Genomic DNA, 26,379 nt, shown 5'->3' with positions numbered 1-26,379 from the left:
TGGTTTTATAGTTCATTTGTTCATCAGTTCATTGGTTTTGATGGATAAAAAAGACCTGGGTTTGTATTAGCGGACTACAAATAAATTCTTGTTTGGACAAACTAATGAACCAATGATACAAGTGAACTAATGAACTAATTCCCTAACTTTGCCTCCCCGTTATGTATTTGCAGCAACTGTCAGTCATCAATTTTAAAAATTACCAGGAGGCCGAGCTTACCTTTAGCGCGGGGGTGAATGCCTTCACCGGTAACAATGGTGCTGGCAAAACCAATCTGTTGGATGCTATTCATTACCTGTCGTTATGTAAAAGTTATTTTAACCCGATTGACAGCCAGCAGATAAAACAGGACGAGGACTTTTTTATCATTACCGGGGTGTTTAATAAAAACGAGCAAACCGAGGCGGTGGCCTGTTCTGTTAAGCGGAATCAGAAAAAACAGTTTAAACGGAATAAAAAAGATTATCAGCGCCTGGCTGATCACATAGGGTTGTTGCCACTGGTGATGATCTCGCCGTACGATACCAGTATTATTACCGAAGGCAGTGAGGAGCGCCGCAAGTTTATTGATAATGTGATATCTCAAACCGATAACCATTACCTGGACGAGCTCATTACCTACAATAAGGTACTGGCCAACCGTAACGCGTTGTTAAAATTAATTGCCGATACCGGTCGCTATGACCCCAGTTTGCTGGAGGTGCTTGACGAACAGCTGGCGAATTCCGGTAACCGTATATTTGAAAGACGCAAAGCTTTTATGGAAAGCTTTACCGCTATTTTTAACAGTCATTATGGTTTTTTAAGTGATGGGGCCGAGCGCGTTGAGCTGGTTTATGAGTCGCAGTTACTACAGGACGATTTCGCGGCTTTGTTAAAAAAGAATGTGGAACGCGACCGGGCGCTGGAGCGTACCACCGTGGGCATACATAAGGACGACCTGCAATTTGGCATCCATGGCATGTCAATGAAAAAATTCGGTTCGCAGGGGCAGCAAAAATCGTTTTTAATTGCGCTTAAACTGGCACAGTATACATTTTTATATCAGCAAAAAGGATTTAAACCCCTACTGCTGCTGGATGATATTTTTGATAAGTTGGATGACGGGCGTGTTACCAAGCTGATGAAAATGGTATCCAATAATGATTTTGGACAAGTGTTTATTACTGATACCAGCGTAAACCGCGTACAGGACATTTTTCAGCGAATAGACGTAGAGGTAAAACTATTTAAAGTAACAGGAGGGGTAATTGATGCGTAAAGCAAATGACAAATCGTTAAAAGATGCTATTGACCAAATGCTGAACGTTTATAAAATTAAACGCCGCTTTGATGAAACTGCCGTAGTGGCCGCCTGGCCCGAGCTGGTGGGGAAGCCTGTAGCTAACAGAACCAAAGAGCTATTTATCCGCGATAAAAAATTGTTTCTGCGTATAGAATCATCCGTGATCAAAAACGAACTCATGATGATGCGTGCCCAGATCATGGACAAGATAAACGAGAAAGCAAACGGGGTATTGGTTGAGGAAATTATTTTCCTTTAGAAAAACGAAGCTTGTGCTTTACGCCAATGTCATCACTAATCATGGAGTAGGCAAAAATAAATATGCCCGGAATAATAAAAGCCAGCTGAACCTCGGGGTGGGCTTTATATAACAGGATAGAAGCTGCTGCCAGGCACACAACGAGTAACAGGTATATGATACATTTCAGAAATAGTTTCATACTGTATAACTTTAAAAATTACCAGGGTTATTAATTCAGGGTGAAATAAACAAAACCAAAATATTAACCCTGTAAGGTAAATCTACAAAACATATACCAAAACAGAACAAAAAAATAACATTTACCGGTGCAATTAACTGAATTACACCGGTAAATTATCTAAGAGTTAAAATCTTTCGAAAGCCGAAAAGAAGAAATTACCTTCTATCGCTGCATTCTCGTCAGAATCAGATCCGTGAACGGCGTTTGCATCAATTGATTTGGCAAACAGATTACGGATAGTTCCCTCTTCCGCTTTAGCCGGATCGGTAGCGCCGATCAGTTTACGGAAATCTTCAATAGCATTGTCTTTCTCTAAAATGGCGGCTACGATAGGCCCCGATGACATAAAGCTAACAAGGTCTTTATAAAAAGGGCGTTCTTTATGCACTTCATAAAACTGACCGGCTTTTTCGGGGCTCAATGAGGTATATTTAAGGGCGATGATCTTGAATCCGCTCTTCGTGATCTTGTCTATAATCGCACCAATGTGGCCGTTTGCTACCGCATCTGGCTTTATCATGGTAAAAGTTCTGTTGGTTTTCATTTTTACTTTTTAAAATTGGCGCAAAAATAGGTTTTTACATCTGTAACATAAAGCGTTTTGAATTAAATTAGATGGTTTGTATTTAATTTATTTATTTAGCTTTGCAACTCTTTTTTAAAATTGATGTTAGATTTAGCCTCGCTTAAAGAACTTTTAGCACAGCCTCAAAAAATAGTGATCACTACCCATCATAAACCTGATGGCGATGCGATGGGCTCGTCGTTAGGGTTATATAATTATCTGATACAGCAAGGCCATCATGCCAAGGTGATCACCCCTACAGATTATCCCGATTTTTTGAGCTGGATGCCCGGCAACGAGGATGTTATTATTTATACCGAACATCAGGAACAGTCGGCAAAGCTTATTGCTGATGCGGATATGGTGTTTTGCCTTGATTTTAACGCCTTAGGCAGGATTAATCAAATGGGTGAGTTGGTGGGCCAAAGCAGCGCTTACAAGATCATGATCGATCATCACCTGGAACCCGAGGATTTTGACGATTACAGGCACTGGAATATCAACGCATGTGCTACCGCCCAGCTTATTTATGATTTTATTGTGAATGAGCTGCAGCATCCCGAACTAATTAATAAGGATGTAGCTACCTGCCTGTATACCGGCATCATGACCGATTCGGCATCATTCAGGCTACCCAATACCACCTCAACCGTACACCGTATAGTAGCCGACCTGATTGATGCGGGCGCGGTTAACTGGCGGATCCATGAGCTGGTTTATAATAGCGCTTCTGAAAACCGGCTCAGGTTCCTGGGGCATTGTCTTGACAGTTGCCTTGAAGTATTACCCGAATATAATACCGCTATTATCGCGGTAAGTAAAGACGATCTTGAAAAGTATGACGTTGATACCGGAGATACGGAAGGTGTTGTAAATTATGCTTTATCCATGGCCAGTATACGCCTGGCGGCATTTATTGTAGAACGACGCGACAAGGTAAAACTTTCGCTGCGTTCCAAAGGAGAGTTTCCGGCTAATGAGATCGTTAAAAAATACTTTAATGGTGGCGGTCACCGTAATGCGGCCGGCGGCCATTCTGAGGATAGCCTCGAACAGGTTGTACAACAATTTAAACTAATATTACCAGAATATAAAAAACTATTAATACAGTAAAACAGTAAAAATGAAAAGAAAATTGATGTTATTGTCTCTTGCGGCTATCGGTTTAGCAAGTTGCAACGGTGGATTTAAGCAGGGCGATGGCGGCTTGCTTTATAATATTCATACTTCTAAAGGCGGTGCCAAAATTAAAGATGGTGACTACATAGTCCTTAACATGGTACAGAAAACCGATGGCGACTCTGTGCTGAACAGTACTTATGAAAGTGGCCAGGCGATAAAAACTCCAATGCCTACCAAAGAACAGGCAAAAGGCGATCTGCTTATTGCGGGAGTAAGAATGTTAGGTGAAGGGGATAGTGCAACATTTAAAATAGCATCTGACTCGATATTTAAAAAGGGAATGCAGCGCCCTCCAAATTTTAAAAGCAAATACTTGGTGTTTGTAGTTAAGGTTGAAAAAGTAATAGCTAAAGGAAACCTTAATGAGGAGGTGTTCCGTGGTCGTGTAATGGATTTTCTTAAATCGGCTGGTGAGGCAGTAAAAACACAAGAGCCGGCTAAGATTAAAAAATATATTGCTGATCATCACCTTACATTAACCAAAACCGCATCGGGCTTACAATATGTAATTACTAATCCGGGCACCGGCGAAAAACCAGCTGTTGGCGATACCGCGGTAGTTAACTATACCGGTAAATTGGTTAGCGGTAAAGTATTTGATACCAGTATTAAAGAAGAGGCAACCAAAGCCAAAATACCTGTTGATCCTATGCGCCAGTTTGCGCCTATCCGCATCCCTGTTGGCCAGGCTAAAGTAATACCAGGCTGGGACGAAGGCTTACAATTGTTAAACAAAGGTGCTAAAGCGATATTCATCATCCCATCTGATTTGGCTTATAAAGATCAGGGAGTTGGCCCAATTGGCCCATACACTCCACTGGTGTTTGAAATGGAAATGGTAAACGTGGTTAAACCAAACCCTAATGCACCAAAACCGGTTGTACCGCAATTAACACCGCCGCCAACTAAATAATTAAAAGAAATTGAACACAGCCTTTTTGCTTTCGGGCAAAAAGGCTTTTTTTGTTATTATGAAACATCCAATTTATTTTCTGCTGCCATTACTTGCCTTATTTACCATGAGCGCAAGTGCCCAGCAAACCACCGACCTGAAAAAGACAGCTAATGGTGCCTTGTATAAAATATTTACCAATAATACGGGCCCAAAAGCAAAGAAAGATGATGTGATCACTTTTAACTTTATCCAAACTACTGATAAAGATTCATTATTGTACAGCACTTATAAAACGGGTAAGCCGGTACAGGCGCAAATACAAGCCTCGCAAAATGTAGGGGATCTGATGGATATATTTCCTTTGCTGGCGGCCAAAGACAGCGCCCTGGTTAAAGTACCTACCGATTCTGTTTTTAAAGGACATGAAGAGGCTCGCCCTCCGTTTTTTCCAAAAGGCAGCTATTTAACCTTTGTTATTAAAATAGAAAAGATCCAATCGCTGAATGAAGCGATTGTGGAAAAGAATGCCGAAGGACAAAAGCGAAAAGATAAAGAGTTAACCGAGGCCAACAGCTATTTGGCTGCCAATAAAATAAACGCTATTTCAACCGGCTCTGGGTTAAGATACGTGGTTACCAAACCATCGGTAAAACGTAAGCCTTTATCTGGCGATACTGTACTGGTAAATTATACCGGTCGTATACTGAATGGCAAAGTATTTGACTCCAGCATTGCGGCCGATGCCAAAAGCGCTGGTTTAGACCAGCCAGGCCGTGAATATAAGCCGATAAGTGTAATACTTGGCCAGCAACAGGTAATACCCGGTTGGGATGAAGCCTTGCTGCTACTGAATGAAGGATCAAAAGCAAAACTGATCATCCCATCGAGCCTGGCTTATGGCGATAGAGGTGCCGGACAGGATATACCACCATTCAGCACATTGATATTTGATGTGGAACTTGTACAGGTAAAACCCGCTAAACATGCCCCGGCAGCCAAAACCGGTGTGATAAACCCTGCCAAAAAACGGGTTTACAGAAAGCCCCTCACAAAAAAGACAAATTAGGATGGTGAGCGGTGAGTTGTGAGTTGTGAGTTGGTGAGTAGGGAGTGGTGAGTAGTGAGTGGTGAGTAGTGAGTTGTGAGTTGTGAGTTTAAAAAAATGGGAGACAAGTTAGATAAATTCTGATTCAGGCAAAAAATTACCACTTACTACTCACCACTCCCTACTCACCAATTCACCACTCACCACTCACCATTTCACTACCTATATTTGCACTATGGTACTAACTGACACACATACCCATCTGTATTACGAAACCATTGCCGATAAGCGCGCTGCACTCATGGAACGTTGCCTCAGCAACAACATCAGCCGCCTGTTTTTGCCCAATGTCGACAGAGAATCCGTACCGTTGGTGTTTGACCTGGTAAAAACGTATCCCGGTCAGTGTTTCCCGATGCTGGGTTTACATCCCTGCTCGGTAAAGGAAAACTGGCAGCAGGAGCTTCATGAGATCCGGGAGGCGCACCATCAGCATCAAATTGTAGCTATCGGTGAGATCGGTATCGACTTGTACTGGGATAAAACCACCTTAAATGAGCAGATAAAAGCCTTTCGCCAGCAGATCAACTGGGCAAAAAGTCTTAAACTCCCTATTGTTATCCACTGTCGTGATGCTTTTAACGAGGTATACGAGGTGCTGCAACAAGAACAGGATGCAGACCTGCGTGGTGTATTTCACTGCTTTACAGGTACGCTGGAGCAAGCGCAAAAAGTAACAGATCTGGGCTTTTACCTGGGTATAGGCGGGGTGGTAACCTACAAAAATTCGGGTTTGGATAAAGTTGTAGCCGAAATTGACCTGAAACATATAGTTTTAGAAACAGATTCTCCGTACCTTACGCCCGTTCCGTTCCGCGGCAAGCCTAATGAAAGTTCATACCTGATCTACATTGCACAAAAGGTGGCGGAGCTGCACCAAATAACTTTGGATATGGTGGCCGATATAACCACTGAAAATTCAAAACAGCTGTTTGGGATTTAACAACATTTATTTATTGAATTTATACAGCATACAACCTATTTCATGAGCCAGATACTGATCATCTATACCGGAGGGACAATTGGAATGATGACCGATCCTGTGACCAAAGTACTTAAGCCTATCAATTTTGAACAGATCATGGACAATGTTCCTGAACTGGAAAAACTAAACTGCCGGATTAAAGTCCACTCCTTTGACGAGATCATCGATTCATCAAACATGAACCCGGCTATCTGGAGCGAACTGGCGGGGCTCATCAAGTCAAATTATCATGATAACGATGGTTTTGTGATCTTACATGGCTCCGATACCATGGCCTATACTGCATCGGCTTTAAGCTTTATGCTTGAGAACCTGGGCAAACCTATCATATTTACCGGCTCGCAACTGCCCATAAGCGCTATACGCACCGATGCCAAGGAAAACCTGATGACGGCCATTGAAATTGCCAAATCAAAAAAAGGCGACCGTGCACGCGTACCCGAAGTTTGTATCTACTTTGATTATAAACTATTCCGCGGTAACCGGGCGTTTAAATATAATTCTTCCAAATTCGAGGCGTTCCGCTCGCCTAACTACCCTATACTGGCCGAGTCGGGTGTTCACCTCCGTTTTAGCGCTAACGATATCAGGCATCCACAGGAGGGTACCGAGCTCATTATCCATAACAACCTGGTAAGTGATGTTGCTGTATTAAAGCTATATCCCGGCATTGGCACTAAGGTAGTAGAAACTATCCTGAACTCCGACGTACGGGGCATTGTAATGGAAACGTTTGGTGCGGGTAATACCACTACAGATCAATGGTTTATTGATCTGTTGAAAAACGCTATTGACAGTGGCAAAGTGATCGTAGATATTTCACAATGTAAGGTAGGTACGGTTGAGTTGGGCCGATACGAAACCAGTCGTGCCCTCAAAGATATTGGCGTAGCCAACGGATATGATATGACCTTTGAATCGGCTGTAACTAAAATGATGTATCTGCTGGGTATGTTTGATGACCCGGCGATGGTAAAATATTATATGGAGTTTGATTTAAGGGGCGAGATCACCGTGTCGTAAATCTTATTCTTTGTCTTTTAGCATTTTTGCCTCTCCACGCGTCATACGAGCGATAGCGCGGCAATCTCCGTACATTCTCACGAATAAGAATAGCTATGAGATTGCTTCGTCGTTCCTCCTTACAGCAATGGTATATTGATAAATATATGCACCTGCCGGCCCGTGAACGTCGATAATTACAATAAGTTAAAAGTGTTCGGCACCAATGCATTTCCTTCTCCAACAAATTTGTTACCACAACCCGCGTTTCCCGCTTTAAACTAATGCGCCTTTTCTGTATCTTATACCTAAATAATTGAGCATTATGAAAACCTTAAAATCACACCATCTCATCATTGCTTTCAGCCTTTTTCTGGCAGCCTGTTCGCCCATTACCTATGTAGGCGACACCTATTCGGCAACACCAAAAGCCGATGTTTATTATGATGCTAAAGACGTTAAGCAGGATTATAAAGTGATTGGCCATTTATCGATGGACTTCACCAACAATTCTGATCGCATTAAAAGCAAATTATCGGAAAAAGCAAAATCACTGGGAGCGGATGGCATCATTATTTTGCAAACAACCGGTCACGATGATAAAGAAACCGTAAAAGCCGACGCGATAAAATACAACGCGAAAGGCAATTGATATTTATTAATTGAATTAGTGATTTAGTGAATTACTGATTAAAAAACATTCTTTTTCCCGTGAGCGCTCTGCGACTTGCATTATTCGCCCTGTATAAAGGGGATTGCTTCATACCTCGCAATGACGCGTTATTATTATTTTCAGTTTGCACATCTTATTATTTCCCTATCTGCACATCAACACATCCAAAATCTGCACATCTATTTTTACCTTTGCCGATATGGATACGATTACCTGGCACGATTTTGAGCAAGTAGAGCTCCGGATTGGGACCATCCTTGAAGCAACAACATTCCCCGAAGCACGCAAACCGGCCTTTAAAGTGCGGGTTGATTTTGGCGAATTTGGCATTAAATGGTCAAGCGCACAGATCACTAAACATTATACTTTAGACCAGCTACCCGGGCGCCAGATCATCGGCGTGATCAACTTCCCCAAAAAGCAGATCGGCAAATTTATGTCGGAGTTTTTGGTGACCGGCTTTGCCGATGAAAACGGGGATATTGTTTTAGCCGCTGTGGATAAACCTGTGCCCAACGGCAGCAAATTAATTTAGAATGAATGTAGCCCCCTGGATAATAGGACCGCAAATAGTTGGAGTGATTTTACTATTGCTGGGATCTATCTTTCATTACTACCCTCCTAAACATATTAATAAATGGTACGGTTATAGAATGCCATCGGCACAAAAAAACCAGGCAACCTGGGATGAGGCTAATCGTTATTGGGCCATTTACATGGTAAAAACCGGGATATTTTTAGTGGTAGCAGGATTGCTGGTCACCTTTATATTAAAAGAGGTAAGCATTCCGGTACGACTCAAAGAAGGCCTAACCGCATTATTTTTAATTGCTTCCGGACCAATCCCATGTTTGTTTTTAATTGTATCAACAGAAAACCATTTAGAAAAAACCTTTGATAAGGAACAAAAATGAGATACTTCAATTTTGAGGACGAGCCGACGATCTCGCCGGATGATTTTTTTATGGGCGAAGCATTAAAAGAAGCCAAATATGCCCTGGAAGAAGACGAAATACCCATCGGCGCCATTGTGGTATCTGGAGGTAAGATCATCGGCAGGGGCCATAACCTTACCGAGCGGTTAAGCGATGTATCGGCCCATGCCGAAATGCAGGCCCTTACCGCGGCGGCCAACTCCATGGGCGGCAAATACCTGCAAGGCTGCACCCTTTATGTAACTATGGAACCCTGTGTCATGTGCGCCGGGGCATCGTATTGGTTCCAGGTAAGCCGGATAGTATTTGGGGCCTATGATGCCAAACTGGGTTTCGGCAGGCTCAACCAAAAAATAACCCATCCTAAAACCGTGATCACCGGCGGCATCCGCGAAAACGAATGTTCGGAGTTGGTGAAGAGTTTTTTTAAGGGAAAAAGGAGATAAGTCTGAACTGGAATTTATCGAATTAATGAATTTTCGAATTTGCCTACAACGGCTAATTCATTCTGTCAATTCTTTAATTCTACGAATTCGAGTTCCGACAAATACCTGACAATTTTTTTAGAACAAAAACTCAGTTCATCTCTTATATTTGTTACGTCACAACATTAAACTTTTAAACTTAATAAAATAACTATTATGGCATTTACACTACCGGCGTTATCCTACGCTACAGATGCATTGGAACCGCATATTGATAAACTGACTATGGAAATTCACCATGGCAAACATCACCAGGCTTACGTAACTAACTTAAACAAAGCTTTAGAAGGCAAGCCAGAGGCCGACAGCAATATCGACGATATCATCAAAAACATTTCTAAATTCCCGCCTGCTGTACGCAACAATGGCGGCGGTCATTATAACCACTCCTTATTCTGGACCTTGCTTTCTCCAAGCGGAGGCGGCGAGCCTACAGGCGCTTTGGCCGATGCGATTAACAGCACATTCGGTTCATTTGCCGATTTCAAAACCAAAGTATCTGAAGCTGGTGCAACCCGTTTCGGATCTGGCTGGGCATGGCTTATTGTTACTGCCGATAAAAAACTGGCTATAACTTCAACCCCTAACCAGGACAACCCATTAATGGATATCGCCGAAGTAAAAGGCACCCCAATTTTAGGTATCGACGTTTGGGAACACGCGTACTACCTGAAATATCAGAACCGTCGCCCGGATTACCTGGCGGCTATCTGGAACGTGATCAACTGGAAACACGTTGCCGAGCTTTACGCAAAAGCAACCGCTTAATTTTTTAAGCACCCATATATTTAAAGCGGTAGGATCTGATGATTCTGCCGCTTTTTTAGTTTAACAACAACATGGTTGATAGATTGGCTTATATAATAAGTCGTCATCCTGAACTGTTTCAGGATCCCACAGAACAGACTAACCATTATCTTGTACACCTTGCTTATGAGATGCCGAGATAAGCTCGGTATAACTTTTATCTCACTAAAAAATTTCTTACATTTATATAGCAGCCCGGTTTTCTAAAAAACAGAAAACCGGGCTGCTTGGTTAAGAACAAAAACCGACCATCTAACATATTGTTATTTGACAATCAATAGATCAATACTTTTTAAACTTTCAAAACGTGCTAAAAATTTGTTAAAAAGTGTTAAAATCGATGATTTTGAATGAATTTTGAGCAGTTTTTAATGTGTTTTTTGCCCTGTTTTCGACTAAAAATTGTTAAAATTCTAACTTTAAAAAGTCTTAAGAACAGATGTCCGGATATGCAGATGTGCAAATATGCAGATGAGGTTCCAAAAAAAATCACTAATTCACTAAATCAATAACTACGTAGTACTCATGAGTACCATTTAAAACAAATTATTAACGAATAATTCAATAATTAACCTATGAGAGCCATCGTTTTAGAAGCCGCCGATAAACCATTGGTATGTAAAGAAGTTGAGAAACCAACGCTTGCCCCTGGCGAGGTTTTAGTCCATATCAAAGCCGCCGCCCTAAACCGTCGCGATTACTGGATAACCGTAGGTAAATATGCTGGCATCAAATACCCGAGCATATTGGGCTCAGACGGTGCCGGCGTGGTAGCCGAAGCAGGCAGCGAGGAGGACAAACATTGGCTCAATAAAGAAGTGGTGATTAACCCCAGCAATAACTATGGTAAAAGCGACGATTACCAGGGTACCGATTTTAAAATACTGGGCCTGCCCGATGATGGTACTTTTGCCGAATATGTAAAAACCCGGGTAGAATACCTGCATCCCAAACCCAATCACCTTACCTGGGAGCAGGCTGCGGCCATTCCGTTGGCCGGTTTAACTGCCTATCGTGCGCTGTTTACCAAGGCTAAGGCAAAAAAAGGTGATAAGGTTTTGATATCGGGCGTGGGCGCCGGCACAGGTGTTTTTGCCCTGCAATGGGCAGTTGCCGCAGGCTGTCAGGTTTTCGTAACATCAGGCAGCGGCGAAAAAATTGAACGTGCCAAAAAACTGGGTGCGGCGGCTGGTGTAAACTACAAAGCGCAGGACTGGGCCGAACAGCTGAAAATGATGGCTCATGGCTTTGACATTATTATTGATAGCGCCCTTGGTGCGGGTTTTGCCAAATTCCCCGATCTTTGTAACCCCGGTGGTCGCATCGTCGTGTTCGGCGGAACAGCAGGCAACATTCCCCCGCTTGATGGGCGTAAAATATTCTGGAAACAGCTGCAGTTATTGGGTACCACGATGGGTACTCCTGACGATTTTACGGCAATGCTGGCTTTTGTAAGCAAACACGAGTTGGTGCCGGTAGTTGATGAGGTATACGATTTCAAAAACGCCCAAAAAGCTATCGACAAAATGGAAAAATCCTCACAGTTTGGTAAAATTGTGCTACAAAATTTATGGTGTTAATATGTAAAAACTTTATTATCAATGTTTTAATTTATTAAATACACTTATTTCGTGCTTGCCGGCCATTAAATAAAATGATTGCAAATAATCTACTAATTTTGTGGACTTTATTTTAGGCATGATCAAAAAACCCATCGACCTGCTGCTGCAGGAATCTGCGGAAGAGGGCGAGCACTCTTTAAAACGCACCTTAGGCCCGGTTAACCTTATCCTCATCGGGATAGGCATTATCATTGGAGCCGGCTTATTTTCCCTAACTGGCATTGCGGCCGGGCAACATTCTGGGCCGGCGGTTACCATATCATTTTTAATAGCTGCCGTAGGTTGTGCCTTCGCGGCTCTTTGTTATGCCGAATTTTCGGCCATGATCCCGGTGGCCGGCAGCGCTTATACCTATTCCTATGCCACTATGGGCGAGCTTTTTGCCTGGATCATTGGCTGGGACCTGGTGTTAGAGTATTCAGTAGGCGCGGCAACTGTGGCCATCAGTTGGTCGCAATATTTAACCAAGTTTTTGTCCTGGTTCGATCTTTACCTGCCGCCGCAATTGATCTTGTCGCCATTTGAAACTTCCAAAGCGGCCAATGGCGATATTGTAAGGGGCATCATTAACCTGCCCGCGGCACTCATCGTTATTGTAGTTACCAGTATCATTATCAGGGGCACCAAAGGCTCGGCGCTGGTGAATGCCATTATTGTGAGTTTAAAAGTGGGCGTGGTGTTGGTATTTATAGCTGTGGGCTGGTCGTTCATCAACCCGCAGAACTACCATCCTTATATACCCCAAAATACGGGCGTATGGGGCGACTACGGATGGTCGGGCATATTGAGAGGCGCCGGATTGGTGTTCTTTGTATTCATCGGCTTTGATGCGGTATCAACCGCAGCTCAAGAAGCTAAAAACCCACAGCGCAATATGCCCATAGGCATTATCGGTTCGTTGGTGGTCTGTACTATCCTGTTTGTGATCTTTGCCCATGTGATGACAGGTATGGCCAATTATAAAGAGTTCATCGGTTCGGGCGCGCCGGTTGCCATCGCTATTGAGAAAACGCATTACCAGTGGCTGAGCAAGGCCATTGTACTGGCTATATTGATAGGTTATACTTCGGTGATCCTGGTTGATCTGCTGGGGCAGTCACGGGTATTTTTCTCTATGTCGAAAGATGGATTATTACCTAAAGTATTTTCAGATGTGCACACCAAATTCCGCACACCATGGAAATCGAATATCGTACTTTGTGCCTTTATCGCGCTGTTCGCCGCATTTGTCCCTATCCGTGTGGTAGGCGAAATGACCAGCATAGGTACCTTGCTGGCCTTTGTGATGGTATGCGCGGGTGTACTTATTTTACGCAAACAGCAGCCCAATATTCACCGGCCATTTAAAACACCATGGGTACCGGTAGTACCTATATTGGGCATTTTGGTTTGTTTTGCCATGATGACCTTTTTACCTGGCGATACCTGGTTACGATTAATAATTTGGTTGGCAATTGGTTTAGCTATATATTTCACCTATGGTAAAAAGAACAGCGTGATACGCAAAAGACTTGCAGCTAAATAGGAATAGCTTTCATGAATGAGGATATAATAAAACTAAAAATTGAACGAATAAAGTGGGAAACAAAGGATACAGCTACCTTTTATTTGAGCAATGTTTCGGGCAAACCCATCCCATATAAGGCCGGGCAGTTTGTTACCCTGATATTTAACCATCGTAATGAGGAGATCAGGCGATCGTATTCTTTAGGTTCATCACCGGATGAAGAATTATTATCCATCACTGTAAAGCGTATCGCCAATGGCGAAATATCCCGTTTTATGCTGGCTAAAGAACATCCAGGCGACGTTTTAACCGCGCTGGCTCCGGCAGGCAGGTTCACCATCAGTCAATTTGAACAGGAAAAAGATATTTTGTTGTTTGCAGGAGGCACGGGTATTACCCCGATATTTTCGCAAATTAAGTATGTACTCAAACGTCCGGGAAAAAGTAGGCTTACCCTTATTTACAGTAACCAGGATGCTGATTCTATTGTATTTAAAGAAGATCTGGATCAACTGGCAGCACAACATTCCGACAGGTTTAAAATTATTTACCTGCTCAGCAGCGAAGCCAACCGGCTAAATAACGATAAGGTGGAAGCCCTTACCCGTCAGATAGTACAACAAGGTATAGATAAAGCGGAATTTTATCTGTGCGGCCCTTTCCCTTATATGCGCATGATCAGGTTCGCATTGGTATATATGGGGATCGACCCTAAGCAGATCCGCCGGGAAAATTTTGTATTGGAAACCGTGCCCGTTGCCCGCACGGTATTGAATTTTCCGCCCAGAACTATCAGGATCAGGTTTAAAAATGAACTACATGACCTGCCTGTCGGCGAAAATCAGTCCATATTACAGGCGGCCTTGCAAAACAATGTACAGCTACCCTATAGCTGCCGGAACGGCGTATGCTCAACCTGTACCGCCCGGTGCACCAGCGGCAGAATTGAAATGGTAAAAAATGATGTGCTCACTGATGCCGATATAGCCGAAGGTTGGGTGCTCACCTGTACCGGTCACCCGGTAAGTGATGATGTGGTGATAGCGTTTGGGGAGTAACTTACCTACAGGGTGTCATGCTGAGCCCGTTGAAGTATGGTGGGCAGGCCTCTGCGCACGAGTCTTCAACAAGCTACCCATGACATGTAAATTAGAGAGGGACTAAACCAACGTTCAATTCTAAGGAAAGCCTCTGTAATAATCTGTGTCGTTGTTGTTTAAGGATTGCTTTGTAGTTTTCTACACCTTTTTCAATATATTCGCTTCCTTTAACCATCAAGCGCCAGTATTGAACGGCCAGTTTTCGCGCTGTTGCCTTAATAGCTATGGCAGGTCCTTTCTTACTTCTCAATCTTTTCGCAAATGCCCCCAGGCCGATATACTTGCTGTTTAATAAGCCATGCGCCATTTCTTTGAATATCTGCCCGACAGAGGGCTTGCCCTTGCTTTTATTACGTTTTCCTGAATTGTTTTGACCTGGCGATAAGCCAAGCCAACTGGTGAAATGCTTTTCACTGGGCCATTTATTAAGGTCTGAACCCAGTTCTGAATAAAGCTGTAACCAGTTATAATCCGTTATACCCGGTAGTTTGGTTGCATCCCGGCCGTCAAATATCTTTAACAGATGATTTCCAAGACCGTCTACTTTAGGTTTATTATGGCGGATCGGTTTGCGGCTGCCTGCTGACGTATCTGCTGGAAGGTTTTTATCTTTGTTTATTTTTTCCAGTGTGCGTTGTATTTGTTTATCGCATTCAAGTATTTGTCCCTGGTAAAACAAGTAGGCTTTATAAGCCTGATCCAAAGCAAAAAGCCCTTGTGGTGTATAATGGCCCTCCAAAGCTTTCAGCAGTTCTTCTCCTTTCTTTTCCCGCACACTTTTGTGACATAATGATACCAATTTATGCCGGTCCCTTTCCCCTGACAGTATAGCCGTTATCAAAGCTGTTCCACTTGCACCATGAACCTGGCTTAATACTTCAGGCAAACGGATATTCATCTCGATCAGCGCTTTTTGCATATGCTGAACATGTATCCCTGCACTCCGGATATGATCCTCACGCAACCGTTCGTAACTGCGCAATTCCTTGATCAGTAAATCCGGTACATAACAACGGTTCAACAAACCATAGCTGTGCAGCTGCTGTATCCACTGACAATCTTTGATATCTGTTTTCCTGCCCGGCACCTGCCGGGTTTGTCTCCCATCAACCAACCATACACCCAATCCTGAATCTGCCAGGATATCATAAAGGACATACCAGTAGCTTCCGGTGGCTTCCATGGCTACCGTAGTTATCTCATTACTTAAAAGATAGGTACTAAGCGACTCCAGGTCACTGGTGAACGTCTCAAAGATTTTAACCGGCTGGTTTTCTATACTCACAAAAACCTGCCTTGAACCGATATCTATACCGGCTGCATGAATCCGCATTTTCTCCATAATAACTTACCTTAAATAAGCCGTGCCCGAAGGAGCATAAGGAAAAGACAGGCTACCCATCGGACAGATCTGCTTAGCCACAGAACGTACCATACCTACAGACTCTATTACTCAGGAACAGGCAATAAGCGCTATAACTCAGTCGGCCACGCTGCACCGCTATACAAAGCTATGTCATTTCACCTTCAGAATCCAGCGGATTTTATAACTCAGGATGACAGGTCCTCTTTATAAATCAAGCCAAATGCTGTTTATGTCCCCTGCGATGCACCACTTCTTTTACTTTTTTTGATTTGGATTTTTTGCGTTTCCCGAGCCAGATAATAAAACCGGTTATGGGTAATGAGGCGCAGATCAAACTGATTAAAAACGCGATGATCTTGGTGGTTAGCCCCCCTATTTGCCCTACGTGCAAATCATAATTCATGTCGTTCATTCTCTTGCCTGGACTTTTTTTATTATGCGGGGTTTGTTTTAGGAGTTTGCCCGTATATTTTTCAAAAACAAACTCATCGCTTTTGTAATAATGCAGCGTTTGGGCGTAGGCATTTATACCAATGGTTCCGGCTGCCGAGGCATCCTCACTAATGGAAAACATTTCGGCTTTGGGTGAATGTGCCTGTGCAATTGCAAATACCTGATCAATAACCGGCTTGCCGTTTACTTTGTTCTTTAAAAGCGAATCGGACTTGAGTACTTCTTTTTCTGAAGGATAAGAACGGCCCAGGTTAGCAGTAGTATAAATCCCCTCCCTAACCAATTCAAACACCATAGATAAACCGGTTATGGATAATATAAGCGCTATAGCGGTAGCATAAAAGCCCAATACGTTATGCAGATCATAGTTTACCCTGCGCCAACGCCCATTCCATTTGATATTGAAACTGCGCTTGCGGTCGCTTTTACGTTTTGGCCACCATAATATTAACCCGGTGATCATAATCACCATAAATATAATAACGGATATACCCACCACCAGGCTGCCTATTTTGGGAGGTAGTAACAGGTAAAGGTGTATAAACTCTACTACTATAAAAAAGTTCTTCGCGGGATTTTCTGTATAAGTTATTTTGCCGGTATAGGGGTTAAGGTAAACATACAACATCCCATCCTTAGGTAGGTTAACCAATATACCAGCAGGGCGGTCAATCCCATAATAATACATATAAGTAGCCGTAGCTCCCTTATGACCATTTAACGCTTCAGCTTTTAAAATTGACGGATTAAGATAGGGTTTATGCTGCACCTCAACTTTGCGGTAACTGTAAAAAGCATCCTGTATCTCATCCTGAAAACAGAAAAGACAGCCGGTAACACTTACTATAAACACCACCAGCCCGGAAATAAATCCGAGCCAGCGATGACAAAATAATATGACTTTTTTAAATTTCGTCATCAGTGTTAAAATTTGTAGGCGAATGTAAGAGCGTAACTTCTTAATTTTTGCGGATTAACGGTGGTATAGCCAATCCAGTATTTCTGGTTGCTGAGGTTATCCATTTTAAATCCTACCCTGTATTGGCGCACATCATAAAATGCTGATGCATTTAACACAGTATAAGCGGGTAACGAAAATACACCAAGCGTTTTACTGTTTATAATCTTGTTATCGCTTGCATAGTTACCGCCAAAACCAAAGCCCAAACCTTTTACAAGACCTTTTGAAATACGATAGCTGGCCCAAAAATTGGCACTATAAGGAGATCCGGCTGTGGTTGGCCGCAAACCTTCTACCGTAAGATCAGCGGTTTTCTCCAGTTTTGAATCATTGTATGCAAATCCTGCAATAATATTTAAGCCTGTTACAGGGTTAGCTATTATTTCAGCCTCAAAGCCCTTGCTTATCTGTGTACCGTCCTGCACAGATAGAGCCTGATTAATAGTTGATTGACGAACGATGTCTTTTACCTTAATATTATAATAGCTTAAAGTACTGCTTAGTTTACCATCAAACAGATCAATTTTAACCCCGCCTTCAATTTGGTTAGCTTGCTCTGGCTTCAACGGCTTACTATTTTCACTTATTCCGTTTTTATTGGTAAACCCATTCTGATAGTTGGCAAATAATGCCACATGATCCTTAACCGGCTGATAGATCAGACCGAACTTTGGTGAAAACGCGGTTTGCTTATAACCTCCGGATGTAGTATTGGTTGTTGGGTCGTAATTACCTTTATTATCAAATCGATCGACACGTAATGCGGCCGAGGCTATTAACTGATCGGTGATATTAAACACATCAGAAACATAAGCGCTGTAAGTATTTGTTTTATAGATTGAAGGGTAAGTAAAACCATATTTGCCAGTAGCATACAAAGCATTCATAGCTGCCTGGTTAAAATTGGAGTAGTTATGACTACCTTTTACCGATACGGTATCAAGCGTGCTGCCGAAAAAGAACTGATTGGAATTTTCGCGAAAGAAATCCAGCCCGGCAACTACCCGGTTCCTGAACTTGCCTATTTTAAAATCGCCGTTGAAGTTTTGCTGTATCTCGATCATGTTATCCGTACTGTTACGGGTTGACTGATCATTGCGCGAAACTGAATCACCGGGAAGTAAATAATAGTAAGGGCCAAAGCCGTTTGAAAAACTATGGGTTGAACTGATGTTGGTACTTGTTGTCCACTGATCGGATATTTTATATTTTATCTGTCCAAAAAAGTTGGTGCTTCTTGACGTTTGTGTCAGATCATCGCCATAGTAGGATTGTTTATAATCCAGTTTTAACTGATCGGCACTGGTGTATCCCAAAGCAGCAACTGATTGTCCATAAGGCATAAAGAAGATCGATTTGCCGATGTTTTTACCATAAGACAATTCTGCATCTGCTGATATTGTTAGCCTGTCGTTAACTTTATAAAGCAAACTTGGTGCAATAGCCCATGCACGGTTAAAGCCATTATTCTGGAAACTCCCCTCGTTATTAAAGGCCGTATTTAAGCGGAACAATACCCTTTTTTGAACATCCAAGGGAGTGTTTATATCAAGTGCCACGCGGTGAAAGTTATAATTACCATCGGCAAATGAAACTTCGCCACCAAATGAATCATAAGGTGATTTGGTTACCCGGTTAATTAAACCGCCGTAAGAAGTTAAGGTGCTTCCGAACAAAGTTGCTGATGGGCCCTTGATCACCTCTATTCTATCCAGGTTAACGGCATCAATACCTGAGGTTATGTTACCTGCTATACCATTGCGCAACTTGGCTTGTACAATAAAACCACGCGAGTTGTAATAACTGCCACCGTCGCCACCACGACCGGTTGCTTCCCACATTTTTTGTATGCCAGGTGCGTTACGCAAAGCATCATCTACCGAAAAAAGTTGCTGTTCTTGTATTAACTGGTTGGTTATAGTAGTATAAACCTGAGCATTTTCAAGATTACTTAAGGGCATTTTAGCAACATCAACACTCTTTTTAGTTTTAAACTTATTTACCTTACTTCCACTGATACTTACTTCCTGCAAGTTGTTGGAGGCTTTGCTAACGGTAAATTGAGGTAATGTAAGAGATTGCCCTGCCGCCAGGTCGACAAGCGTTTCCTGGCTCTTGCTACCTACCTGCGATATAACCATGGTGTATTTACCTTGCGGTGCTCTTAAAGTAAAATCACCATCTTCATTGGTGATGGTTCCGTATTTTGTACCTTTTAAGGTAACCGAAACATTTTCGGCCGGGCCATCATTTTGAATGACAACATGGCCTTTGATAGTTCCTTTAGATTGCTGAGCAATTGCAGCTGAATTGAAGAGCAGTATAATTGCAAAAAGTGAGAGGGGGAATAGTTTGTGAAAATTAAGTTGGGATTGCGTCATTTTATTTAGACTAATTATAAACAATGCGTCAAAAATAAGACACGGATCCTAACAATCCAAATTATTTATAATTATTCTAAATAATAAATTCAGCACCAGGAAATTAGCGAAACCAACTTATTTAGTTAAAATTTAGATATCCATTACCTCTTTTTTCTTTTTACTCTTCATTCGTTTGGGTACAAATTCAAGTATTTCATTTTTTAGGGCTTCGATCATTCTGCGCTTTAAAAAATTACGTTGTATCACTATACTTACTTCGCGTGCAGGTTCAGGCGACTTAAAATAGCGCACCTTGTCCAGTTGCTTCTCCGTTAGTTCAGCTAAAGCCAGCTCAGGCAATATAGTAGCGCCATTGTTTTGGTCAACCATGCGCTTTAGGGTTTCAACACTGCCGGTATTATATTCAAAGTGCAGAAACCCTTTGGTTGATTTACGCCGCTGACAAATATTTAAAACCTGTTCGCGCATACAATGCCCTTCGTTAAGCACCCAGATCTCTTCCATATCAATATCTTCGGGGTTGATATTTCTCTTTTTGGAGAGTTTACTATTTTTAGACACATAGGCTACAAAGTTTTCGTAAAATACAGGAATCTCTGTCAATGAACTTTCATGGAGCGGGGTCGACATGATACCGCAATCAATCATGCCTAATTTTAATTGTTGTATGATCTCTTCCGTAGTTTGCTCCCAAACTATTAGCTTAACATGAGGGTATTTTTCAATAAAACCGCGAATAATTTTGGGTAATATATAAGGTGAAACCGTGGGTATAATGCCAACTCTTAATTCACCCGATAATTCTTTTTGCCTGTCGGTAATAATTTCTTTTATTTTTTCGCTTTCCGATAGCATAATACGAGCCTGCGTAATAATCTCGATGCCAATTTCGGTAGGGGTTACAGGCTGCTTGCTCCGGTCAAACAGCTTCACACCCAGGGTATCTTCCAGTTTTTGAACCTGCATACTTAATGTAGGCTGCGTAACAAAGCATTTTTCGGCCGCGATCACGAAACTCCGGTAGGTATCAACAGCAACAATATATTCCAGTTGGGTAATAGTCATATAGATAAATCCTATTCAAATATATAACAAATATTGATTTTTTCTATCGAAATATTATAATGAAGCCAGGCAATTTATATCGATTAATGGGGCACAGGCAAAGCATGACCTGATAACCAATATCGTAAATTCCATAAGCGGTATAGTTTTAGATTTGAGATATGAGACGTGAGACATGAGATTAACAAATCAAGCGCCATCATATTTGTAAAAATCAGATGTGAGCATAAGATTTAAAATTCTCATATCTCACATCTAATATCTCAAATCTCTGTTACTCCACCGTAACAGATTTAGCCAGGTTACGCGGCTGATCTACATTACAGCCCCGCATTACGGCAATATGGTAGGCTAATAGTTGTAGCGGTATAGTAGCGATTAACGGCACGAACGCTTCGTTGGTTTGCGGTATCTCGATCACATAATCGGCCATATTTTTCACCTCGGTATCCCCTTCGGTAACAATGGCTATAACGTGGCCTTTACGGGCTTTCACCTCCTGAATGTTACTGATCACTTTTTCATATGATGAATGCTGTGTGGCTATAAATACCACTGGCATTTCATTGTCAATTAAGGCAATAGGACCATGTTTCATTTCGGCAGCAGGATAGCCTTCGGCATGTATGTAAGATATTTCCTTAAGCTTTAAAGCACCCTCTAATGCTACCGGAAAAGAGCTTCCTCTGCCCAGGAACAGACAATTAGTTGAATCCTTGAATTTCGCGGCAATTTCTTGTACGCGTTCATTTGATCTCAACGCTGTTTCTACCAATTGCGGAACCTCGTTCAATTCTGTCAGGTATTCTATCAGTTTGCTTTGGGTTATAGTACCCCTTTGTTGCGCAATGTAAAATGCCATTAGCGTTAATACGCTCACCTGGGCTGTAAAGGCTTTTGTAGAAGCCACACCAATTTCCGGCCCGGCATGGGTGTAAACCCCTGCATGGGTAATGCGTGGAATAGAAGCGCCCACCACATTACAAACTCCAAATATGGTAGCCCCTTTTTCTTTCGCCAGTTCAATAGCAGCCATGGTATCGGCAGTTTCTCCAGACTGTGAAATGGCTATCACCAGGTCTTTTTCGGTAATGATGGGATTCCGGTACCTGAACTCCGATGCATATTCCACCTCAACGGGTACACGGGCATACTCTTCGATCAGATATTCACCAACCAAACCAGCATGCCAGGAAGTACCACAGGCTATAATAATGATGCGATCTACATTTTTTAGCTTTTCAGCATACTCCTTAATACCTCCCAATTGTACTTTACCCTGTTGCGGGTATATACGCCCACGCAGGCAATCCCGGATGGAGCGGGGCTGCTCATATATCTCTTTAAGCATAAAGTGGTCATAGCCTCCCTTTTCAAGCATCTCGAGCTTCAGATCCAGCTCCTGTATGTATGGTGTCTGAACCGAGTTATCAATATTTTTGATCAGCAGATTTTCCCGATTGATGTAAGCTATTTCATTATCATTTAAATAGATCACATTTTTGGTATATTCGACAATTGGAGTAGCGTCCGAAGCAATAAAGTATTCGCCTTTGCCCACACCTATCACCATAGGGCTTCCTTTACGGGCTGCTATTAACTGGTCAGGTTCATCAACACTCATGATCACAATAGCGTAGGCCCCTATTACCTTGTTTAAAGCAACCCGAACGGCTTCGCGCAGCTCAAGTTTGCCTTGTAATTGTATATCTTCTATCAGGTGAATTAAAACCTCTGTATCAGTATCACTTTTAAAGATATGACCTTTGGCCAGTAAAGTTTCTTTTATAACACCGTAGTTTTCGATAATGCCATTATGAATAATGGTCAACTTACGGTTTCCTGATGAATGAGGATGAGAGTTACGGTCGCTGGGTTCTCCATGTGTAGCCCAACGGGTATGTCCCATCCCAATTGATCCTTTCAGGTCAATATTTTTTACAAACTTTTCAAGGTCATCAACCTTGCCGGCCTTTTTATAAACTTTCAGTTCTTCGTCAATCAAAGCAATACCGGCACTATCATAGCCCCGATACTCTAAACGATGAAGCCCTTTTATAATAATGGGATAAGCATCCCGGTAACCTATATAACCAACAATTCCGCACATAATAAATTTAATAAGATGTAAATGGAGCAAAAATAATTAGCTATATAACATAAATCGCGGCTTATTATTTTGATTTTTTCACAAACAGGAAGAGTTTTTCCCTACTTAAAAATAAATTTTAAAAAGTAGAAGTTGCTTAAACAAAAAATCCCCTTAACGGGGATTCTTTAATTATATATGCTTTTACTTACTTACGTATCCGGGTGTAAATAATGTTTAGCTTAATCTTGTACGGTGAAGCTTTATCGCTCCCTATTACAACGGTACGGGCAGCAGTTTGTACACTCGGGGTAATACTTGTTGTACTGAGGCTGCTTCCGCTTTGGGTAGTGATCTCAGTGGTATCAATAGGGGCAACAAAAGTTCCGTAATCTATTGTTTTTTTACGTATCAGATCCTGAATATAGGCTGTAACCAAAAAATGATATTCCTTCTTAGTTTTATCGTACCTACCCCCAAACGCCGATATTTGATTACGCGCATCGGCAGGTGAAGCATCCTGAATATACGTCCGTTGATGGGCTATGTCTAACTGATACATAGTTAACTTTGGTAATGGTGCATAAGGTATTCCGGAATTAGGTTGAGGCGTAATGACCAATTCGGCCCGGTTCAACACAATAGAATCCGGATTAAATTTATCAAGGCCCGGAAAACTTATTTTAGCCCGTAATCCTGCCAATCCCTGTAAATAAATCGTGTTCTGTGAATTTGTTTGATCTGCTAATGATGCCTTGATAGTTTCATTATAAACATATTCTATCGCCGCACTATGTGATACAATTGGCAACGTCACCGAAGCCGTGTCAATTGTTGAACCATTAACCGTTTTATAGAATACATCTAACTGTGAAGAGTTTAGAGCTAATTGTAGAATGCCTCCGGCATCTGTAGCCTGTCCCTTACTCAAGCTAACATATAAACCCTTTATCGCATTTTGAAAAAGTAACGTAGAGGCCAATTGTGAGCTGTTGGCATTAAACAGGTTATTATATATAAACGTCTTACTAAAGGGAATACGCAATTGCGGACCTACCTTTTGTACGGTATCAACCGTATCTTTTCTGATCCTGGCAATAGTTACACTATCGTGTGTGCGTGCTGTGAATGTTCTTGTTCCTAATACAAGTCCTGTATTCACCTGCCAGCGCTTAGTATTGTAATAGGTTTGGGCTGTTGCCTTTTCATTTAACTGATAAATATTGGCAGTATAACGCGTTGCAACCGAGTCGCCGTAAAAGCCATCAGCATATCTTAGCACAAGTACGGCGGAATCAATAGTCAACGTACCTGCAGGTACAGTATAAGCCGCGTCGTTAGGTAATGAAATCCCCAAAGCCACACTTGAAGTAACAGATCCAAGTGCAGGATCAGTAAAATTACCCAGCGGTGTTTTTGCAAGTGCAGATGTTACAGCAGTAGAGTCAACTTCTGTGCGGATAATGATATTGGTATCCACAACCAGGCTACCATTGATCTGATTGGTTGGATCAATACCTAAACCAATTCCATCCTGTCGTTTACAACTATTAAAAATAAAAAGACTTATTAACAGGGTCAATAAGTCTAATCTTAAAAATTTCATATATAATATTAAAGATTAAGCAACATGCACCAATTCGTCGTTGGTAATTTCGTCGTAAAAATTGTAATAATTTTCGAAATCTGCGGTAGAATCAAATTCTAAAACCGATTTATTGCTGTTTTTAACATTATTTAACACATCTGCATCTATATTCTCACTGCCCAAAACAATTCCGTCTGAGTACTGGATAGCCCCTGCATACAATGCAGAGTTGGAGCCATCTTTATAAGCCTCAACGTGTTGTTCGGTCATGTTGCTCATTACCGCTTTTTGTGCAAAATCAACATCTAATTTCTCTTTAAAATCATTTTCGTAGATAGAATAAATGATCTTGGAGTTTTTAAACGTCGGATCGTCTTTATAAGTAGTTTTCAGGTAAGCAGGAACCAATGCGCTTAACCAGCCATGGCAGTGAATAATATCAGGAGCCCAGCCTAATTTTTTTACTGTTTCCAATGCACCTTTACAAAAGAAGATCATTCTTTCATCGTTATCAGCGTAAAACTTACCGTCTTTATCGCCAAACACATGTTTACGCTGAAAATATTCTTCATTATCTAAAAAATATACCTGCATACGCGCCGCCGGGATAGATGCCACTTTAATGATCAGCGGGTTATCATTATCGTTGATAATGATGTTCATTCCCGATAAACGGATCACTTCATGAAGTCTGTTCCTGCGCTCGTTGATATTGCCAAAACGCGGCATAAGGATACGGATCTCGTAACCTTTCTCCTGCATAGCCTGCGGAAGTTGGCGTGTTATTTCAGCAATTTTAGTGAGTTCGAGAAAGGGAGACATTTCATGAGTTATAAACAAAAGCTTAGATTTACCCATCACTTAATCAGTATTAATATGTAAAGAAGTCAAAAAATTTGAGTCTGCAAATATAAGCATTATTATATAAACTGTCAACGAATTACGCAAGTAACTTTTGGTATTTTTTATACAAATGCACACCTTTACCAAAATTTGTAATAACTTTTACGTTGAAAATATTTACCACCAAAAATGAAATAGCTCATCATTTCACCTCTAAACAAGGCAAAATAGTGGGCTTTGTTCCCACTATGGGCGCTCTGCACCAGGGCCATATATCATTAATTAAACAGGCTCAGCAAAATAGCGATGAAGTAATTTGCAGTATTTTTGTAAACCCGACCCAGTTTAACGATCCAAAAGATCTTGAAAAATATCCCCGGCCTATAGCAGCAGACATTGCCATGCTGGAACAAGCCGGATGTGATGTGCTGTTTAATCCCGTGGTTAATGAAATGTATGATGATAATGAGAAATGGCATTTAGACATAGGTGATCTGGAACATTTACTCGAAGGTAAATTCAGACCAGGGCACTACCAGGGGGTTACCCAGGTGGTTAATAAACTGTTTAATATTGTAAAACCCGATCTTGCTTTTTTTGGTCAGAAAGACTACCAACAGTTCCTGGTGATCAGCAAAATGGTTGATCTGTTACATATGCCTGTTCAACTGGTCATGTGCCCTATTCAACGTGAAACTGACGGATTGGCCATGAGCTCAAGAAACATCCATTTAACTCCTTATGATCGCGAACACGCACTTGTTCTGTCAAAAACACTCAACTGGGTTAAAACCAATTTTGATGCAGGCGATATCCCCACAATAAAACAACAGGCCGAAGCAATGATTAGCAATGAGCCAGGAATTGAACTGGAATATTTGGAGATAGTCGATGGAAAAACTTTGTATACCGCAACCGCCGATACCAAAAACATTGTTGCGCTTGTTGCTGCCCGTGCCGGCAAAACAAGACTGATAGATAACATGTTGATTGGCTAAT

The 26,379-nt window shown here is 41.8% G+C and carries 25 protein-coding genes; 16 read left to right on the top strand and 9 right to left on the bottom strand.

What is annotated here, in order from left to right; all coding sequences use genetic code 11:
* Positions 1-161 precede the first annotated feature (161 nt).
* Both recF and ACNURT_RS05265 read left to right on the top strand, forming a co-directional pair.
* Positions 162-1,262, top strand: coding sequence for a DNA replication/repair protein RecF (recF, locus tag ACNURT_RS05270; protein WP_419700846.1), 1,101 nt, complete (start codon positions 162-164; stop codon positions 1,260-1,262).
* Positions 1,255-1,545, top strand: coding sequence for a DUF721 domain-containing protein (locus ACNURT_RS05265; protein WP_370994892.1), 291 nt, complete (start codon positions 1,255-1,257; stop codon positions 1,543-1,545). Before recF ends, ACNURT_RS05265 begins: the two co-directional genes overlap by 8 nt.
* On the opposite strand, the gene ACNURT_RS05260 is transcribed toward ACNURT_RS05265, so the two are convergent.
* A complete protein-coding gene (locus ACNURT_RS05260) occupies positions 1,532-1,726 on the bottom strand; it encodes a hypothetical protein (RefSeq protein WP_370994893.1) in 195 nt (64 codons plus the stop codon). The two genes, ACNURT_RS05265 and ACNURT_RS05260, sit on opposite strands and share 14 nt — an antisense overlap.
* A 166-nt stretch (positions 1,727-1,892) precedes the next feature.
* The gene (locus ACNURT_RS05255) at positions 1,893-2,312 is read right to left on the bottom strand and encodes a nucleoside-diphosphate kinase (RefSeq protein WP_419700845.1); all 420 of its coding nucleotides are present in this window, start codon (positions 2,310-2,312) and stop codon (positions 1,893-1,895) included.
* Positions 2,313-2,435: 123 nt separating this feature from the next.
* Between ACNURT_RS05255 and ACNURT_RS05250 the strand changes: the two genes are divergently transcribed.
* The 13 genes from ACNURT_RS05250 to ACNURT_RS05190 all read left to right on the top strand — a co-directional run bounded on the left by ACNURT_RS05250 (position 2,436) and on the right by ACNURT_RS05190 (position 14,589).
* A complete protein-coding gene (locus tag ACNURT_RS05250) occupies positions 2,436-3,446 on the top strand; it encodes a DHH family phosphoesterase (RefSeq protein ID WP_419700844.1) in 1,011 nt (336 codons plus the stop codon).
* Between the two features lie 10 nt (positions 3,447-3,456).
* A complete protein-coding gene (locus ACNURT_RS05245; protein ID WP_419700843.1) occupies positions 3,457-4,428 on the top strand; it encodes an FKBP-type peptidyl-prolyl cis-trans isomerase in 972 nt (323 codons plus the stop codon).
* A gap of 10 nt (positions 4,429-4,438) precedes the next feature.
* Positions 4,439-5,476: an FKBP-type peptidyl-prolyl cis-trans isomerase gene (locus tag ACNURT_RS05240; protein WP_419700842.1), complete on the top strand. Its 1,038-nt coding sequence runs from the start codon at positions 4,439-4,441 to the stop codon at positions 5,474-5,476.
* A gap of 214 nt (positions 5,477-5,690) precedes the next feature.
* Entirely contained in the window at positions 5,691-6,458 is a 768-nt protein-coding gene (locus tag ACNURT_RS05235) for a TatD family hydrolase (protein ID WP_419700841.1), read from the top strand.
* A gap of 42 nt (positions 6,459-6,500) precedes the next feature.
* Entirely contained in the window at positions 6,501-7,523 is a 1,023-nt protein-coding gene (locus tag ACNURT_RS05230; RefSeq protein WP_419700840.1) for an asparaginase, read from the top strand.
* 304 nt (positions 7,524-7,827) lie between these two features.
* Complete coding sequence (locus ACNURT_RS05225) at positions 7,828-8,154, top strand: hypothetical protein (RefSeq protein WP_419700839.1); 327 nt, start codon at positions 7,828-7,830, stop codon at positions 8,152-8,154.
* A gap of 220 nt (positions 8,155-8,374) precedes the next feature.
* Positions 8,375-8,710, top strand: coding sequence for a tRNA-binding protein (locus tag ACNURT_RS05220; RefSeq protein ID WP_419700838.1), 336 nt, complete (start codon positions 8,375-8,377; stop codon positions 8,708-8,710).
* Position 8,711: 1 nt separating this feature from the next.
* Positions 8,712-9,089 carry an SdpI family protein gene (locus tag ACNURT_RS05215; protein WP_419700837.1) on the top strand — a complete coding sequence of 126 codons (378 nt, stop codon included), beginning with the start codon at positions 8,712-8,714 and terminating at the stop codon, positions 9,087-9,089.
* Positions 9,086-9,556 carry a nucleoside deaminase gene (locus tag ACNURT_RS05210; protein ID WP_419700836.1) on the top strand — a complete coding sequence of 157 codons (471 nt, stop codon included), beginning with the start codon at positions 9,086-9,088 and terminating at the stop codon, positions 9,554-9,556. The genes ACNURT_RS05215 and ACNURT_RS05210 overlap by 4 nt, the downstream gene beginning before the upstream one ends.
* Before the next feature lie 195 nt (positions 9,557-9,751).
* Entirely contained in the window at positions 9,752-10,363 is a 612-nt protein-coding gene (locus tag ACNURT_RS05205; protein ID WP_419700835.1) for a superoxide dismutase, read from the top strand.
* Positions 10,364-10,977: 614 nt separating this feature from the next.
* Positions 10,978-11,982: a zinc-binding dehydrogenase gene (locus tag ACNURT_RS05200; protein WP_419700834.1), complete on the top strand. Its 1,005-nt coding sequence runs from the start codon at positions 10,978-10,980 to the stop codon at positions 11,980-11,982.
* Positions 11,983-12,100: 118 nt separating this feature from the next.
* On the top strand, positions 12,101-13,549 hold the full coding sequence (locus tag ACNURT_RS05195) for an amino acid permease (protein WP_370994906.1): 1,449 nt from the start codon (positions 12,101-12,103) through the stop codon (positions 13,547-13,549).
* An 11-nt stretch (positions 13,550-13,560) separates the two neighbouring features.
* On the top strand, positions 13,561-14,589 hold the full coding sequence (locus ACNURT_RS05190; RefSeq protein ID WP_419700833.1) for a 2Fe-2S iron-sulfur cluster-binding protein: 1,029 nt from the start codon (positions 13,561-13,563) through the stop codon (positions 14,587-14,589).
* 91 nt (positions 14,590-14,680) lie between these two features.
* On the opposite strand, the gene ACNURT_RS05185 is transcribed toward ACNURT_RS05190, so the two are convergent.
* From ACNURT_RS05185 to ACNURT_RS05155, 7 genes are all read right to left on the bottom strand, one after another.
* Complete coding sequence (locus ACNURT_RS05185) at positions 14,681-15,973, bottom strand: IS110 family transposase (RefSeq protein ID WP_419700832.1); 1,293 nt, start codon at positions 15,971-15,973, stop codon at positions 14,681-14,683.
* 235 nt (positions 15,974-16,208) lie between these two features.
* Positions 16,209-17,369 carry a PepSY-associated TM helix domain-containing protein gene (locus ACNURT_RS05180; RefSeq protein ID WP_419700831.1) on the bottom strand — a complete coding sequence of 387 codons (1,161 nt, stop codon included), beginning with the start codon at positions 17,367-17,369 and terminating at the stop codon, positions 16,209-16,211.
* Positions 17,370-17,374: 5 nt separating this feature from the next.
* Complete coding sequence (locus ACNURT_RS05175; protein WP_419700830.1) at positions 17,375-19,792, bottom strand: TonB-dependent siderophore receptor; 2,418 nt, start codon at positions 19,790-19,792, stop codon at positions 17,375-17,377.
* Positions 19,793-19,924: 132 nt separating this feature from the next.
* Entirely contained in the window at positions 19,925-20,860 is a 936-nt protein-coding gene (locus tag ACNURT_RS05170; RefSeq protein ID WP_419700829.1) for a LysR substrate-binding domain-containing protein, read from the bottom strand.
* 274 nt (positions 20,861-21,134) lie between these two features.
* Entirely contained in the window at positions 21,135-22,970 is a 1,836-nt protein-coding gene (glmS, locus tag ACNURT_RS05165; RefSeq protein ID WP_419700828.1) for a glutamine--fructose-6-phosphate transaminase (isomerizing), read from the bottom strand.
* A gap of 187 nt (positions 22,971-23,157) precedes the next feature.
* On the bottom strand, positions 23,158-24,555 hold the full coding sequence (locus tag ACNURT_RS05160; RefSeq protein WP_419700827.1) for a DUF4270 family protein: 1,398 nt from the start codon (positions 24,553-24,555) through the stop codon (positions 23,158-23,160).
* Between the two features lie 15 nt (positions 24,556-24,570).
* Complete coding sequence (locus ACNURT_RS05155) at positions 24,571-25,395, bottom strand: glycogen/starch synthase (protein ID WP_370994913.1); 825 nt, start codon at positions 25,393-25,395, stop codon at positions 24,571-24,573.
* A 152-nt stretch (positions 25,396-25,547) separates the two neighbouring features.
* On the opposite strand from ACNURT_RS05155, the gene panC reads away from it, so the two are divergent.
* Entirely contained in the window at positions 25,548-26,378 is an 831-nt protein-coding gene (panC, locus tag ACNURT_RS05150) for a pantoate--beta-alanine ligase (protein ID WP_419700826.1), read from the top strand.
* The last annotated feature ends 1 nt before the right edge of the window (position 26,379 follow it).

This window comes from Mucilaginibacter sp. NFX135, from assembly GCF_048565145.1.
Taxonomy (GTDB): domain Bacteria; phylum Bacteroidota; class Bacteroidia; order Sphingobacteriales; family Sphingobacteriaceae; genus Mucilaginibacter.
Note: the sequence above shows the minus strand (reverse complement) of the source record. Positions and strands in the feature narration are given on the sequence as shown.

What these genes read in the sequence shown, in the direction of transcription:
- recF (WP_419700846.1), top strand. Translation starts at nt 162, where the DNA reads ATGTATTTGCAGCAACTGTCAGTCATCAATTTTAAAAATTACCAGGAG.
- ACNURT_RS05265 (WP_370994892.1), top strand. Translation starts at nt 1,255, where the DNA reads ATGCGTAAAGCAAATGACAAATCGTTAAAAGATGCTATTGACCAAATG.
- ACNURT_RS05260 (WP_370994893.1), bottom strand. Translation starts at nt 1,726, where the DNA reads ATGAAACTATTTCTGAAATGTATCATATACCTGTTACTCGTTGTGTGC.
- ACNURT_RS05255 (WP_419700845.1), bottom strand. Translation starts at nt 2,312, where the DNA reads ATGAAAACCAACAGAACTTTTACCATGATAAAGCCAGATGCGGTAGCA.
- ACNURT_RS05250 (WP_419700844.1), top strand. Translation starts at nt 2,436, where the DNA reads ATGTTAGATTTAGCCTCGCTTAAAGAACTTTTAGCACAGCCTCAAAAA.
- ACNURT_RS05245 (WP_419700843.1), top strand. Translation starts at nt 3,457, where the DNA reads ATGAAAAGAAAATTGATGTTATTGTCTCTTGCGGCTATCGGTTTAGCA.
- ACNURT_RS05235 (WP_419700841.1), top strand. Translation starts at nt 5,691, where the DNA reads ATGGTACTAACTGACACACATACCCATCTGTATTACGAAACCATTGCC.
- ACNURT_RS05230 (WP_419700840.1), top strand. Translation starts at nt 6,501, where the DNA reads ATGAGCCAGATACTGATCATCTATACCGGAGGGACAATTGGAATGATG.
- ACNURT_RS05225 (WP_419700839.1), top strand. Translation starts at nt 7,828, where the DNA reads ATGAAAACCTTAAAATCACACCATCTCATCATTGCTTTCAGCCTTTTT.
- ACNURT_RS05220 (WP_419700838.1), top strand. Translation starts at nt 8,375, where the DNA reads ATGGATACGATTACCTGGCACGATTTTGAGCAAGTAGAGCTCCGGATT.
- ACNURT_RS05215 (WP_419700837.1), top strand. Translation starts at nt 8,712, where the DNA reads ATGAATGTAGCCCCCTGGATAATAGGACCGCAAATAGTTGGAGTGATT.
- ACNURT_RS05210 (WP_419700836.1), top strand. Translation starts at nt 9,086, where the DNA reads ATGAGATACTTCAATTTTGAGGACGAGCCGACGATCTCGCCGGATGAT.
- ACNURT_RS05205 (WP_419700835.1), top strand. Translation starts at nt 9,752, where the DNA reads ATGGCATTTACACTACCGGCGTTATCCTACGCTACAGATGCATTGGAA.
- ACNURT_RS05200 (WP_419700834.1), top strand. Translation starts at nt 10,978, where the DNA reads ATGAGAGCCATCGTTTTAGAAGCCGCCGATAAACCATTGGTATGTAAA.
- ACNURT_RS05195 (WP_370994906.1), top strand. Translation starts at nt 12,101, where the DNA reads ATGATCAAAAAACCCATCGACCTGCTGCTGCAGGAATCTGCGGAAGAG.
- ACNURT_RS05190 (WP_419700833.1), top strand. Translation starts at nt 13,561, where the DNA reads ATGAATGAGGATATAATAAAACTAAAAATTGAACGAATAAAGTGGGAA.
- ACNURT_RS05185 (WP_419700832.1), bottom strand. Translation starts at nt 15,973, where the DNA reads ATGGAGAAAATGCGGATTCATGCAGCCGGTATAGATATCGGTTCAAGG.
- ACNURT_RS05180 (WP_419700831.1), bottom strand. Translation starts at nt 17,369, where the DNA reads ATGACGAAATTTAAAAAAGTCATATTATTTTGTCATCGCTGGCTCGGA.
- ACNURT_RS05175 (WP_419700830.1), bottom strand. Translation starts at nt 19,792, where the DNA reads ATGACGCAATCCCAACTTAATTTTCACAAACTATTCCCCCTCTCACTT.
- ACNURT_RS05170 (WP_419700829.1), bottom strand. Translation starts at nt 20,860, where the DNA reads ATGACTATTACCCAACTGGAATATATTGTTGCTGTTGATACCTACCGG.
- glmS (WP_419700828.1), bottom strand. Translation starts at nt 22,970, where the DNA reads ATGTGCGGAATTGTTGGTTATATAGGTTACCGGGATGCTTATCCCATT.
- ACNURT_RS05160 (WP_419700827.1), bottom strand. Translation starts at nt 24,555, where the DNA reads ATGAAATTTTTAAGATTAGACTTATTGACCCTGTTAATAAGTCTTTTT.
- ACNURT_RS05155 (WP_370994913.1), bottom strand. Translation starts at nt 25,395, where the DNA reads ATGGGTAAATCTAAGCTTTTGTTTATAACTCATGAAATGTCTCCCTTT.